The organism is Bacillus bruguierae (genome assembly GCF_037104725.1).
In the GTDB taxonomy this organism is placed as follows: domain Bacteria; phylum Bacillota; class Bacilli; order Bacillales; family Bacillaceae_G; genus Bacillus_A; species Bacillus_A bruguierae.
In genome coordinates this window covers 1-14706 of the sequence record NZ_JBAWSX010000008.1, presented here as the reverse complement: position 1 = coordinate 14706, position 14706 = coordinate 1, and the positions used below count along the sequence as shown (strand labels likewise).

Annotated in this window: 12 protein-coding genes, 1 pseudogene and 2 other annotated features (1 of these 15 only partly in view); of the genes and pseudogenes, 9 read left to right on the top strand and 4 right to left on the bottom strand. The window is 36.3% G+C overall.

From position 1 onward, the window contains the following. Positions 1–141, top strand: a binding site (T-box leader) (it extends 93 nt beyond the left edge of the window). 144 nt (positions 142–285) lie between these two features. The 7 genes from WAZ07_RS14255 (at position 286) to WAZ07_RS14225 (ending at position 9641) form a co-directional block, all read left to right on the top strand. Beyond that, positions 286–1362 (top strand): bifunctional 3-deoxy-7-phosphoheptulonate synthase/chorismate mutase, encoded by a 1077-nt coding sequence (locus WAZ07_RS14255; protein WP_336472992.1) that lies wholly within the window; start codon positions 286–288, stop codon positions 1360–1362. Between the two features lie 7 nt (positions 1363–1369). Beyond that, positions 1370–1602: a binding site (T-box leader), on the top strand. 52 nt (positions 1603–1654) lie between these two features. Continuing rightward, positions 1655–2827: a chorismate synthase gene (gene aroC / locus WAZ07_RS14250; protein ID WP_336472991.1), complete on the top strand. Its 1173-nt coding sequence runs from the start codon at positions 1655–1657 to the stop codon at positions 2825–2827. Between the two features lie 15 nt (positions 2828–2842). Further along, a complete protein-coding gene (gene hisC / locus WAZ07_RS14245) occupies positions 2843–3937 on the top strand; it encodes a histidinol-phosphate transaminase (RefSeq protein ID WP_336472990.1) in 1095 nt (364 codons plus the stop codon). Next, on the top strand, positions 3930–5030 hold the full coding sequence (locus WAZ07_RS14240; protein WP_336472989.1) for a prephenate dehydrogenase: 1101 nt from the start codon (positions 3930–3932) through the stop codon (positions 5028–5030). The genes hisC and WAZ07_RS14240 overlap by 8 nt, the downstream gene beginning before the upstream one ends. Before the next feature lie 21 nt (positions 5031–5051). Continuing rightward, positions 5052–6344: a 3-phosphoshikimate 1-carboxyvinyltransferase gene (gene aroA, locus WAZ07_RS14235; RefSeq protein WP_336472988.1), complete on the top strand. Its 1293-nt coding sequence runs from the start codon at positions 5052–5054 to the stop codon at positions 6342–6344. A 392-nt stretch (positions 6345–6736) separates the two neighbouring features. Beyond that, a complete protein-coding gene (locus tag WAZ07_RS14230; RefSeq protein ID WP_336472987.1) occupies positions 6737–7945 on the top strand; it encodes an MFS transporter in 1209 nt (402 codons plus the stop codon). A 508-nt stretch (positions 7946–8453) separates the two neighbouring features. Next, a complete protein-coding gene (locus WAZ07_RS14225) occupies positions 8454–9641 on the top strand; it encodes an RtcB family protein (protein WP_336472986.1) in 1188 nt (395 codons plus the stop codon). 278 nt (positions 9642–9919) lie between these two features. On the opposite strand, the gene WAZ07_RS14220 is transcribed toward WAZ07_RS14225, so the two are convergent. The 3 genes from WAZ07_RS14220 to WAZ07_RS14210 form a co-directional block, all read right to left on the bottom strand. Continuing rightward, entirely contained in the window at positions 9920–10222 is a 303-nt protein-coding gene (locus tag WAZ07_RS14220) for a hypothetical protein (RefSeq protein ID WP_139207640.1), read from the bottom strand. Between the two features lie 269 nt (positions 10223–10491). Next, entirely contained in the window at positions 10492–10788 is a 297-nt protein-coding gene (locus WAZ07_RS14215) for a hypothetical protein (RefSeq protein ID WP_336473167.1), read from the bottom strand. Positions 10789–11212: 424 nt separating this feature from the next. Beyond that, positions 11213–12172 carry an aminoglycoside phosphotransferase family protein gene (locus tag WAZ07_RS14210; protein WP_336472985.1) on the bottom strand — a complete coding sequence of 320 codons (960 nt, stop codon included), beginning with the start codon at positions 12170–12172 and terminating at the stop codon, positions 11213–11215. Between the two features lie 307 nt (positions 12173–12479). Here WAZ07_RS14210 and WAZ07_RS14205 point away from each other — a divergent pair, with 307 nt between their 5' ends. Together WAZ07_RS14205 and WAZ07_RS14200 are read left to right on the top strand one after the other, a co-directional pair. After that, complete coding sequence (locus tag WAZ07_RS14205; RefSeq protein ID WP_336472984.1) at positions 12480–14108, top strand: ABC-F family ATP-binding cassette domain-containing protein; 1629 nt, start codon at positions 12480–12482, stop codon at positions 14106–14108. A gap of 140 nt (positions 14109–14248) precedes the next feature. Then, entirely contained in the window at positions 14249–14380 is a 132-nt protein-coding gene (locus WAZ07_RS14200; protein ID WP_336472983.1) for a hypothetical protein, read from the top strand. A gap of 77 nt (positions 14381–14457) precedes the next feature. Here WAZ07_RS14200 and WAZ07_RS14195 read toward each other — a convergent pair. Beyond that, a pseudogene (locus tag WAZ07_RS14195) lies at positions 14458–14703 on the bottom strand (zinc ribbon domain-containing protein). Positions 14704–14706: the final 3 nt, after the last annotated feature.

Below are 14706 nucleotides of genomic sequence, written 5' to 3'. Positions count from 1 at the left end.
ACAATCCTGGAGCATCTTTTTCGTAGTAAAGGCCGATGTCTTTATGAAGGAAAAGACGGTCAAAATGATCGTTAACAATAAAGAGAGGTAGACAAATGTGTCTGCAACTAGGGTGGTACCGCGATAATTATCGTCCCTACTGATTGGATCAGTAGGGATTTTTTTATATATTTCATATGAGAAATCGTTATCAACCTTGTTTTGTTATAAGTATTAAGTTCAGAAAATAGGGAATTTTCAATCCTTTATTATATAAATTTAAAAAGATACAAGGAGGAATTTTCAATGGGAAATCATGAATTAGAACAATTACGTAAACAGGTGGATGAGATTAACTTACAACTTCTGCACTTATTGAATGAGCGTGCAAAGGTTGTACAAGAAATCGGACAGCGAAAGAAATTGCAAGGTACGAAACGCTTTGATCCTGTTCGCGAGCGTGAAGTACTCGATATGATTGCAGAGAACAATGAAGGGCCATTTGAAACATCTACAGTGCAACATATTTTCAAAACAATTTTTAAAGCCAGCTTAGAACTGCAAGAAGATGATAATCGTAAAGCCTTATTAGTTTCACGTAAAAAGAAACAAGAAAATACGATTGTTGATGTAAAAGGTGAATTGTTAGGAAGCGGCGTGCAAACGTTCATTATGGGGCCATGTGCAGTGGAAAGTTTAGATCAAGTTCGTCAAGTTGCTCAGGCGATGAAAGAACAAGGAATCAAATTAATGCGCGGCGGTGCGTTCAAACCGAGAACATCTCCGTATGATTTTCAAGGGTTAGGAGTAGAAGGACTGCAAATTTTACGCCAAGTAGCAGACGAATTTGATTTAGCGATTATTAGTGAAATCTTAAATCCAAATGATGTAGAAATAGCACTTGATTACGTTGATGTCATTCAAGTTGGCGCTCGTAATATGCAAAACTTTGATTTATTAAGAGCAGTTGGAAAAGTGAATAAACCAGTATTACTGAAACGTGGTTTAGCAGCGACAATTGATGAATTCGTGAATGCAGCAGAATATATTATTGCACAAGGAAATGATCAAATTATTTTATGTGAACGAGGCATTCGCACATATGAAAGAGCAACGCGTAATACGCTTGATATTTCCGCAGTTCCAATTTTAAAGAAAGAAACACATTTACCGGTTGTTGTAGATGTAACGCATTCAACAGGGCGAAAAGATTTACTTTTACCAACTGCGAAAGCAGCATTAGCAATCGGTGCAGATGCCGTTATGGCAGAAGTGCATCCAGACCCAGCGGTTGCTTTATCAGATTCAGCACAGCAAATGGATATTCCGCAGTTTCATGCCTTCATGGAAGAGTTAAAAGGGTTTAAAAATAAGTTATCATAATAAAATAAACATTGCGTTGATAGGGAAGCAGTAGTATGTATCTTCTTGTTCCAGAGAGCTGATGGTTGGTGAAAATCAGTACAGAGATATATGTGAATTACAACTCTGGAGCATCTTTTTCATAGTAAAGACGGAAGTTTTTATGAAGGAAAAGACGGTCAAGATGATCGTTAACAATAAAAAGAGGTAGACACATTTGTCGATAACTAGGGTGGTACCGCGATTACTGTCGCCCCTACTGAACAGAATCAGTAGGGGTTTTTTTATATAAAATCGTAAAGGGGAAATAGAAATGAGATATATAACAGCTGGAGAATCACATGGTCCGCAGTTGACAGTTATTTTGGAAGGTGTTCCTGCGGGGCTATCTTTAACTGCAGAAGATATAAATATAGAGCTATTACGACGCCAAAAGGGCTATGGCCGCGGAAGACGTATGCAAATTGAAATGGATACTGTGGAAATTGTAAGCGGCGTGCGACATGGCTATACCCTTGGCTCACCGATTACATTGGTTGTGAAAAATGATGATTTCAAACATTGGACAAACGTAATGGGGGCACAGCCGATTTCTGAGCAAGAAAGTAAAGAAATGAAACGAACGATTACAAAACCACGTCCAGGGCATGCTGATTTAAATGGAGCAATTAAATATGGTCATCGTGATATACGCAATGTATTAGAACGTTCTTCTGCAAGAGAAACAACTGTGAGAGTAGCTGCAGGTGCTGTTGCGAAAAAGATTTTAACAGAATTAGGAGTAAATATTGCAGGGCATGTCCTTGAAATTGGTGGTGTAAAAGCTAAGCAAGTTTTAGACAAATCATTAGCAGAGATGCAGCTGATTTCAGAACATTCGCCTGTCCGCTGCTTAGATCAAGAAGCAGAGAAAGCGATGATGGAAGCAATTGATGTAGCGAAACGTAATGGAGATTCTATTGGTGGAACTGTTGAAGTGGTTGCAGAAGGAATGCCGATTGGTGTTGGTAGTTACGTTCATTATGACCGGAAACTAGATGCAAAGCTAGCGGCGGCTGTCATGAGTATTAATGCATTTAAAGGTGTTGAAATTGGCATTGGTTTTGAGGCAGCGAGGCGACCAGGAAGTGCTGTACATGATGAGATTTTGTGGGATGAAGAAACGGGTTACACGCGAAAAACGAATAACGCTGGTGGATTGGAAGGTGGAATGACAACAGGAATGCCGATTGTTGTCAGAGGTGTTATGAAACCAATTCCTACATTATATAAGCCACTAGCAAGTGTAGATATTGATACGAAGGAAGTGTTTCAAGCAAGTATCGAACGTTCAGATAGCTGTGCAGTACCAGCAGCGAGTGTAGTGGCAGAAGCAGTTGTCGCTTGGGAACTGGCAACGGCGTTAGTAGAACAATTTGGGCAAGATCGTATGGATCTTATTAAACAAAATATTGCTCAACATAAAAAGTACGCGAAAGAATTTTGAAGAGGGGGGATTTTCATGAAAGTAAAAGAACAATTACGTGCGCTGCATCCCTATAAACCAGGTAAATCAGCAAAACAAATGCAAGCAGATTATGGTGTCCATTCATTTGTAAAATTAGCTTCAAATGAAAATCTATTTGGCTGTTCACCTTGTGTGATGGAAGGATTACGAAAAGAGTGGAATGAACATGCTTTATACCCGGACGGGGGAGCAGTAGAACTTCGTGAAACGATTGCGGAAACATTGCATGTTAAAAAAGAAGAAATTTTATGTGGAAGCGGTCTTGATGAAGTCATTCAAATTATTAGCCGAACACTGCTTTGCCAAGGTGATAATATTGTGACGGCTGGAGAAACATTCCCGCAATACCGCCATCACGCAGTAATCGAAGGGTGTGAGGTAAAGGAAGTTCCCCTTCAAAATGGAGTCTATCACTTAGATGAAATTGCGGCAGTCATGAATGAAAAAACAAAGATTATTTGGATTTGTAATCCGAATAATCCAACAGGCACATATGTGAATGACCGAAAATTACGTGAATTTATGAAGCAAGTTCATAAAGAAACATTAGTTGTAATTGATGAAGCGTATTATGAATATGTCACAGCTGGTGACTTTCCAGATACCATTTCACTTTTGAAAGAGTATAAGAACCTTCTGATCTTAAGAACATTTTCAAAGGCTTATGGATTAGCAGCATTTCGAGTTGGTTATGCAATTGGAAATGAAACAATTATTGAGAAACTAAATGTCGTTCGTCTTCCCTTTAATGTGTCATCACTGGCACAAAAAGCTGCGGTACTTGCATGGAATGATGAATCATTTTTACAAAGGACAATTCGTGTAAACCGTGAAGGCTTGCAGCAATATGAAAGCTTTTGTAAAGAAAATGAGATTCGATTTTATTCATCTCAAACGAACTTTATCTTTTTACCGTTAGACAATGCCGAGGAAATTTACGAACTTTGTGCACAGGCTGGATATATCGTTCGCCCATTTTCAAATGGTGTTCGCATTACAATCGGTACGAGTAAGCAAAATGAAGGAGTGATTGCAGTGTTAAAACAACACTTTAATAATAGTAGGTCTCGAGATGAGGTACATGTGTAAAAAAGTTGTATTAATTGGAACAGGATTAATTGGCGGTTCACTTGCTTTAGCAATAAAGCGTGAACACAATGTAATCATTACTGGTTATGACATTCAAAGTGAGCAAGTGGAACGGGCAAAACGATTGAACGTAATCGATGAGGTGGGAGTGAACTTACAGACAATATGTGAAGAAGCGCATTTGATTATTTTTGCATCTCCTGTCGAAGAAACAACTAAGTTACTAAAAAAGTTTACTTCGTACCAATTACGTGAAGATGTCATTGTGACAGATGTTGGTAGTACAAAAGGAACAATTATGAAAAAAGCAGAAATGTTACTGACAAACGGTGTTACGTTTATTGGCGGACACCCGATGGCGGGATCTCATAAAACGGGAGTAGAAAGTGCAAAGGCGCATTTATTTGAAAATGCATACTACATTTTAACACCGATGCGTCATGTTCAGACAGAGAAGGTTGAACAATTAAAAGATTGGTTAAAAGGAACGCGTTCGCATTTTCTTGTGTTAAATACAGAGGAGCATGATTATGTAACAGGTGTTGTCAGCCATTTTCCTCATTTAATTGCAGCAGGGTTAGTTAAGCAAGTAGAGAAACATGCCGGAGATAATCCGTTAATTCATATGCTGGCAGCTGGTGGTTTTAAAGACATTACCCGCATCGCTTCTAGTAGTCCAAAAATGTGGAGTGATATTGTAAAACAAAACCGTTTTCATTTATTACAATTATTAGAGGAATGGATTACAGAAATGAAGCAACTGCAGCATACGGTTGCAGAAGGAGATACCGAAGTATTACACACTTATTTCGCAAAGGCAAAAGAATATCGTGATTCTATGCCTGTCCGCAAAAGCGGAGCAATTCCCGCTTATCACGATTTATACGTTGATGTTTTAGATAAAGTCGGTGCGTTAGCGCATATTACAAGCATACTTGCAAGGCACCAAATTAGTATTACAAACCTACAAATACTAGAAGCACGCGAAGGGTTACTTGGAGTATTACGTATTAGTTTTCAAACAGAGGAAGATCGTATGAAAGCAACGCAATCTTTACAGCACGAACGGTATCAAACGTATGAAAATATATAAAGAAAAGAAGGTGTCATAAATATGAAAACTGTACAGGCAGCTATAGAAGGGTTACAGGGAACGATTGTCATTCCAGGTGATAAATCCATTTCGCATCGTTCTGTCATGTTTGGTGCAATCGCCCACGGAAAAACAACGATTAAGGGTTTTTTACCAGGAGCAGACTGTTTAAGTACGATCTCTTGTTTTCGTGAGATGGGGGTATCGATAACGCAAAATGGAGATGAAGTAGAAGTAATTGGAACAGGAATTGAAGGTTTACAAGAAGCGGAGCACGTACTTGATGTTGGGAATTCTGGTACAACGATTCGTTTATTACTTGGCATATTAGCGAATACGAACCTTCATTTTTGTTTGCAAGGTGATCATTCGATTGGAAAACGACCAATGAAACGTGTTACAAAACCGCTCAGCTTAATGGGCGCAGCAATTGACGGAAGAGAAGACGGGACGTATACACCGCTAACGATACGAGGAGGGAATCTTCAAGCAATTGATTACATTTCACCAATTGCAAGTGCGCAAGTGAAATCGGCTATTTTATTAGCAGGTCTAGGAGCGCGGGGGGTAACAAGTGTCACAGAACCTCATGTATCAAGGGATCATACAGAGCGAATGCTTCAAGCATTTGGCGTGCAAGTGAAGCGAGATGGAACAAAAGTTTCAATAGGAGGTGGACAACAACTAATAGGAACGAATATTCATGTACCAGGAGATATTTCATCGGCTGCATTTTTCTTAGTAGGCGGAGCGATTACTCCAAATAGCAAGCTTACATTACAAAACGTTGGAATGAATCCAACAAGAACAGGAATTATCGATGTTCTTATAAAAATGGGAGCAAAATTAACAATTGAACAATACGATATAGATGCTGTAGAACCCGCTGCTAATCTTACAATTGAAACATCAAAGTTAAAGGGAGTTGAGATTGGTGGTGATATGATTCCAAGATTAATTGATGAAATTCCAATTATCGCTCTTGCAGCAACGCAAGCAGAAGGAGTTACTATTATTAAAGATGCACATGAGCTGAAGGTAAAGGAAACAAATCGAATTGATACAGTTGTAGAAGAACTAACAAAACTAGGGGCACGTATAGAAGCAACAAATGATGGGATGATGATTTATGGGAAAACATCATTAAAGGGAAATACCGTAAATAGTCATGGTGATCATCGAATTGGAATGATGCTAGCAATTGCTGGATGTATTGCGAATGGAGAAACGCTGATCGTTGATGCGGAAGCTGTTGGAGTATCGTATCCACGTTTTTTTGAAGAGATTGAGAAATTAAAGTTAGAAACCCGGTAGATTGATAGAAGATCTATCGGGTTTTCATTTATGAAAAGATATTCTGGTGTGTTATATAAATACAAATAAAAAAACGACATAAAAACCCTCTTTCTTTTTAGGGGGGAGTTGAGCATCTGGCCATGCACAGAAGCGGTCAGGGACTTTTTCTGCCACGTGCAAGGTTTAAAACAAAAGGAGAAAGCGAGTTCATTTAAACACTAATAATGCACTGTCTACAGCGTTTTTCAGTTACAAAAGTCTATGGGAATTATCTCAAATAGGTGTCATGTACTAATTTCTCGGGTTTATATTTTGAATACTCTTATTATTATTCCAGTTCCTGTTTCCTTTTAATAATATTTATTTTATAATTATTTTAATTAAATTGTATTTCTTATCTGGAGGTGACAATGAAAAATTATAGGTTTTATTCATTTTGGATCGCTCAAACAAGCATTTCGTTAGCGGATGTTGTATATATCATGGTTATTACGACGTACATTTATCAGAAAACGGAATCCATATTATTCGCTTCATTATTTCCTTTTTTAAAAGCCGTTACAAGATTAATAGCTGGTTTATCAGCGCCATTGATTCTACAAAATACTTCTATGGCAAAAGTGCTTGTAAATTTACAAATTACTAAGGCCATTTTGATTACTTTATTATTATTAGGATTTACATTCTTAACTTCTCATATTTATATTTTATTCACTTACATATTGATACTTTCTTTTGTTGAAGGATGGGGCAGTCCCTTATTAAATTCTATCGTTCCTAAAATTGTTTTAAAAGAAGAACTTGTAAAAGCTAATAGTTTGTTATCTATCTCCAATCAAGCGGTACAAATTGGTGGCTATACGCTGACAGGATTTATTGTCGTAAAAATAGGATATACCCCTACTTTACTAATAACGGCTGTTTTGTTATGGATTTCTATTGTTTGTTTATACATAGCAATTCGTTCTCTTTACAATCAGTTAACAGAAAATCAAGGAACATCTAAATCTATTCTTATGAAGGAAGGTTGGATTCATCTTTGGAATAACGCAACTTTGCGATTCGTTACATTAATGGATGTAATTGAGGGGATTGCAGGTCAAATATGGGTTGGAGCGATTACATTGGTTTATGTAAAAGAAATACTTCACAAAGGAGAACAATGGTGGGGTTACATTAACGCGAGTTATTATATCGGTACAATTGTAGGAGGAATTATAACGATATATCTAGCGAAAAAGATTCAAAAAAATCTTGTACTTAGTATGGCAGCTGGTTCTTTTTTATTCAGCGTTCTTACTTTGTTATACGGGCTTAGTAGTATGCCTCTCTTATCGCTTATACTCTGTATTGCCATGGGACCAGCATATCAAATACGGGATGTAGCACAGCAGACTGCATTTCAAACAAATATAGACGTGTCATTGCTTCCGAAAGTATATGCCTCCCGTGACGTTCTATTATCAACGGTTTCAAGTATTTCTATTTTTATAGTCGGAGTTATAGCTGAATATTTAGGTATTAGAGTGGTGTATATGTTTGGAGCTGCACTAATCTGTATCTCGGCAGGGGTATCTTTTGTTTTATTTAAAACAAAAAATACGAATTTACAATGTTAAGGAAATCCGCAATTACCATCGTCAGATAAAGTGAAACTTCCATCAGTGGGGGTTTTCTTCATCCCCCACTGATTATCAGCCCTCACCAATCGGGCTCTTACGGGCAGTTATTCCCCGCCTATCTTCTTCGCTTTCTCTGAATCTTGAGGTGGGGGTCTTACTGCCCTAAAGTAGCGGGATAAAAGAGAAATGGGAACTGATGCATAACGTAAATCAAACGGTGAATAACGAAATAATAAGAGTTAATTCATAAAAAAAAGACCTAATAATATTAGGTCAGAAGAATAGGGTAACCACATACTAACATTTTTGTCAGTAGAGGTCTATATGTATCATATTGAGAAAAATAAAAGCGACTTGTGCCGAAAATAGGAGAATAAACAAACGAATGCAATTACGTGAAGGGCTACAGGATAGAAATCTACATAGAGGCGCTAATCCGGGCCAAACGTATAAAATGTCGTATAATTAATACAATTTAATAGTTATAAGAAAAGGGGAATGAGAGATGTTGAATTTACAAGGAAAATACAATGAAGCAAAAGTATTTACTAATCATGTTGAAGAGAGTGCTATGGGGCAAATTATTGACCTTTGTAACCAGAAGTTCGTCAAAGACAGTAAGATTCGTATTATGCCAGATACACATGCCGGAGCTGGGTGTACGATTGGAACAACAATGACAATTCAAGATAAAATCGTACCAAATCTCGTAGGTGTAGATATAGGTTGTGGTATGGAAGTCGTTGTAATTAATAAGAAAAAAGAAGAGATTAACTTTGATCAATTAGATGACACGATTCGTAAATACGTTCCAAGCGGCTTCAATATCCGAGATAAAGAACATAGATTTTCAAAAATGATTCATTTTGACGGCGTGAGAGCACCATTTACATTACAACGTGCTCAAAAGAGTATTGGTACCCTTGGAGGAGGAAACCATTTTATTGAACTTAACGAGGATGATAAAGGTAATGTATATATCGTTATTCATAGTGGTTCCCGTAATTTAGGTAAACAAGTAGCAGAGTACTATCAAAACTTCGCATATGAGCAACTTATAGATGTTAAATCTGTTAAAGACGAAATCATTGAACGATTGACAAAAGAGGGTAGACAAAAAGAAATACATGAAGCCTTACGAGAAGTTAAAAAGCCTAATGTTCGCAAAGAACTAGCTTATTTAGAAGGTCAAGGATTCAAAGATTACATGAATGATATGAAGATTGCTCAAAAGTATGCTGAATTAAATCGTAAAGCAATGATTGATGAAATCGTCACTAGAATGGATTGGAAAGTAACTGATCAATTTACTACAATCCATAACTATATAGACATGGAAAATATGATTCTACGAAAAGGAGCTATTTCCGCTCAGAAAGATGAACGAGTAATCATTCCAATCAATATGAGAGATGGTTCAATTATCGCATTTGGTAAAGGGAATCCTGATTGGAACTTCTCTGGACCACATGGAGCAGGGCGTATTATGAGCCGAAAGAAAGCTAAAGCGGTACTTAACTTAGAAGACTTTCAGAATACAATGACTGATGTTTGGACCACTTCTGTTGCCGAAAGTACTTTAGATGAAGCACCAATGGTATATAAACCAATGGATGAAATTGTAGCAAATACTAAAGATACAATTGATATCAAACGTATTATAAAACCGATTTATAATTTTAAAGCTAATTAATTCAGAGATGTAGTTGACTTGAGTATTGAGCGTGCTGAAAAAGCTGGCGATGTATTTATCAGGGAAGATTTAACGTATGATACGCGGCGATACGTCGAGGCATTCGAAGTAGATTACGTGGTTAATAACGTTGGGACCATAATCAGTTTGACGAGATTATGCGAAAATTAGGAGTGCAGCCGGTCAGCAGTTGTGAGATTATGACGGATGCTTTTGCCAACTTGAAATCGATTGTATATTACGGCAGTGGGCATCCGTATAACTAGGAGGCGTGTCTATTAACATAATTCGCAATAATAGCAACAGCTTGCAGGACTTCCTCCGCTTCGGATACATCGGCGATAACATTCCCAACGGTTGGCCATTGGACTACCATAGGTATAATACGGATATGGCTGTGTAGTTGGAATGTTAGAGACGGCTTGATTTAAATTATAAGGTGCTATAGGTACTGTATAAGCCGTTGGCACTAAGTAGGAATCGGTAGGGATCGCAGTAGGTGGATAACACCATATTTCACATTCTTGGTACGGTTTTCCGTGTGCTAAACAAGATTCCATACAAGTTGGACGACGAAACACGTTTATCACTCCTTGTTTTAATCTTAGTTTCGTTATAGTGTATTGAGTTCTGTATATATTAGATGATTGTCTTTGCATAATTGGGTAGTTGTCTAAAACGATGAGACCAACAATTATTGTATAGATTTAATATTTGATTGAATTTGAACAAGCATTAAGAACTCCAGTCATTAGTGCTCCAACTGTCACTGTTTTGATTAAATTGTTTTTCATTACTAGTCTAGTCCCCCTTAATATATAAAACCGCCTATGTTAGGCGGTTTTATATATTATCTCTTTAAAGCGCTGCGTTTTCTTATTTTTTCCTTAATATAAATTACGTTATTTATACCTAGAAGAATTGAAGCAATGATAAGGTAAATCATTGTGATGGAATAGGCTACAATCCAACTCGTATAAATATATGTATCTTGAAATCCATTTTCAATAAGCCAGTGAGTGACTAACATTCCACCGAAGTAAGCCGGAATTGCTAGTAAGCTCATGTCTCTCGGATCAGTTGCAAGATAAATCATAAAAAATAGAAAAGCAAGAGCTCCTATCGTATTCGTGTCATCCAAAATCATCATAATAATGCACCTACTTTATAGATAATAATATAGCTACAATTCACTATCGTCATTCAATACAAGTTAACTTTTTACAGATACTACAAGTAATTTTTCTGTACCTTTACGTACAATTTGCTTCCACTTATAATTCAGAAAATCTCCCCGTAGTTTATCTACGTTAAGGATAACAAATATTACGGTAAATTTCTCCAATAAAAAGAACGCTTACTGAGCGTGTTACTGTCTATGAATGTACAAGATGAGGGGTAACACAATGCTAACAAAATTAAACGATTATTTTAGTTTAGAATCACAGTCTGATTGCGTTTGGTATTGGGGTACATTTATTGTTGGTGCTACGTGTTACCAACCCTTTTAACTTTCGTATTAGAAGAAAATTCTCTTCTTACTACAAATAACCTTATCTATCCCAACAACATTATTTGGATGTTATTGGGCTAACTGATGTATGAGTTAAATAACTACTTGATTCGTACCATGTAGGTTTTAGAATTTCAAAATTTTTGTGGTCTTCCAGTATAACGTATAATCGGCCTATCATTTCTTCTAACTGTTCTGGTGCAAAACGTAAGGACCATACAACCGATGAAAAGATAACCATTCCAGAATAGATAGAATAAAGCCTCCAAAAATCTTCGGGAACATTGTTATTAAAATATCCATCAATTTGTCCGATTGAAAACGGGACACTTCGTTCTCTTTGGAATAAAGCTACTTTTACAAAGTCATGAAGTGGATCTCCCCAATCAAAATTATTAAAATCAATGACACCAGCAAATTTTTTATCTTTCACAATAATATTTTCTAGATGAAAATCATCATGTTGAAATCGATTAGGACGTTTTTTTATATGCTGTTTATTTTCCTCAATGAAATCAATAATTTTTTCATCATTTTTAATCTTTATACCACAAGACTTGTAAGCACTTAGGTATCTATAATGCTTTTCCATCGCGCGGTCATACCAGGTATTAATTGTTGAAGGAGCTTCATACGAATGCATCCTAGATAGTTGTATTCCTGCTTCTATTCCAATTTTATATTGATCTTCCTTTGTTAGTGTTTGTATCATATCTTTTGCGTCTACGCCATCTATAAAAGAGTATATATTATAGCAGGAGTTGAATTCTTCAATCATACCTATATCAATAGGCTGAGGAGATTTAATTCTAATATTTTTCATATTTTGTAATATTCGGAACTCTATTTTCTTCTTTTTATAGCCCTGTATATCACCTACTCGTAATAATAATTTTTCATTATCAAAATGAGCTACATATTTTTTATCTGGTGAGTATCCTTTTGCTAATTCTTCAATTTTTTTAGCGTTTTGAAGTAATTTTACTCTTTCTTGAAGAGTCTGTATAACATCGTTCATATATTAACTGCCTCCATCATTCCTTCTATATTTTTATAAAACTAGCAAAACCTACTATATTATAACTTTAATATACCCAGAAAATATGAGATTAGTAAACTATTGATATAGAATTTAGTATGTAGTAATTGATATGAATAGTTCGCTAATAATTCAGTAAAGTCAAGCGTTTAATATATCTATTGTCTTTCCTATATTTACTACTGTATAATGTGAATACAGTTTAAAATACGTGAATCGTAATCTGTCTTTTTGAATGAATGTGTGAGAAAACGCTGAAAACAGCGGTATTATTAGGAGGAACTACATGATTACAGTAAGTAACGTAAGTTTACGTTTTGCAGATCGTAAACTTTTTGATGATGTTAACATAAAATTCACACCAGGTAACTGTTACGGTTTAATCGGAGCAAACGGTGCTGGTAAATCTACATTTTTAAAAATTTTATCTGGTGAAATTGATCCATCAACAGGAGATGTTCATATTACACCAGGTGAGCGTTTAGCTGTTTTAAAACAGAACCACTTTGAATATGAAGAATTCCCAGTTTTAGAAACAGTTATTATGGGACACACACGTCTTTATGCAGTAATGCAAGAGAAGAATGCGATTTACATGAAAGAAGATTTCAGCGATGAAGACGGTATGCGCGCAGCTGAGTTAGAAGGCGAATTCGCTGAGTTAAACGGTTGGGAAGCAGAATCAGAAGCTGCGATTCTTTTGAAAGGTCTAGGCATTGGTGAAGACCTTCATGCGAAAAAAATGTCTGAGTTAACAGGGGCAGAGAAAGTAAAAGTATTACTTGCTCAAGCGCTATTTGGTCAACCAGATATTTTATTACTGGATGAGCCTACCAACCATTTAGACTTAAAAGCAATTCAATGGTTAGAAAACTTTTTAATGAACTTTGAAAATACAGTTATCGTTGTATCCCATGACCGTCACTTCTTAAACAAAGTATGTACGCATATGGCGGATCTTGACTTTGGTAAAATTCAACTTTATGTTGGTAACTACGATTTCTGGTATGAATCTAGTCAATTAGCATTAAAGTTAACACAAGATGCTAATAAGAAAAAAGAAGAGAAAGTAAAAGAATTACAAAACTTTATTGCGCGTTTCAGCTCGAACGCTTCAAAAGCGAAACAAGCAACTTCTCGTAAGAAATTATTAGAAAAAATTACATTAGATGATATTAAACCATCTTCTCGTCGTTATCCGTTCGTTGGTTTTACACCAGAGCGTGAAGTAGGGAATGATTTATTATCAGTGGAAGGTCTTTCTAAAACAATCGATGGTGAGAAAGTATTAGATAACGTGTATTTCACTGTTAATAAAGGTGATAAAATTGCATTCGTTGGTCGTAATGAAATCGCAATTACAACTTTATTTAAAATTTTAGCAGGTGAGATGGAGCCAGATAGCGGTTCATTTAAATGGGGCGTTACAACATCTCAGGCGTACTTCCCGCGTGATAACTCTGAGTTCTTCAAAAATAGCGAATATAACTTAGTGGAGTGGTTACGTCAATTCTCGCCACAAGATGAGTCTGAAAGTTTCTTACGCGGATTCTTAGGTCGCATGCTGTTCTCTGGTGAAGAAGTGAAGAAGAACGTTTCTGTTCTTTCTGGAGGAGAAAAAGTACGTTGTATGCTTTCCAAAATGATGTTAAGCGGCGCAAACGTAATAACATTTGATGATCCAACGAACCACTTAGACCTTGAGTCTATTACAGCATTAAACAATGGTTTAATCGCATTTAAAGGAACAATTTTATTCACATCACATGACCATCAGTTTGTTGAAACAATTGCAAATCGCATTATTGAAGTAACACCGAACGGTTTAGTTGATAAACAGTCGACATATGATGAGTATTTAGAAAACGAAGAGCTTCAGAAACAAGTAGAAGCTATGTATAAAGAAGCAAAATAAATAGTAACATCCCCTTAGTATAGGGGATGTTTTTTTGTTTCATGAAAAAGGGACAGGTTGTTTCATTTTTAAAAATTTCTCCTTTCAATATGTCACAAGTAAATAGGTGAAATCGTTTTAAGGGTAAAGGGGGAATGAAGATGAAACATATTGTTATTTTAGGCGGAGGATTTGCTGGTATTAATCTGGTGAACTACCCACCACTTAACGACCTTACTGTCTGTTTGAAGTGGGGGCTTCAAAAGTCAAAAGACTTTCTCTTTTATTGCTAATTCATCCACAAGCCTAGCGGCTCATGTCCAAAGCCTTGAATTCGCGGCGTCCCTACCGCTAATAAAATCGATACAAACTACGCAATTATACTTTGTTCGTGCAGAATACGAATGCCATAATATTTTAGATTACGACCCGCATTGTAATCTCTATCGATTTTCGTGCCACAATTATCACACGTATAGATTCTTTCAGATCATTTTAACTTCCCTTTTTTGTGATTACACTCACTGCATAATTTACTCGATGCAAAATACTTATCCGCAACGATGTAATATTTTCCTTTTTTCTTAGATTTGTACTGTAACATCGTTCGAAACATACC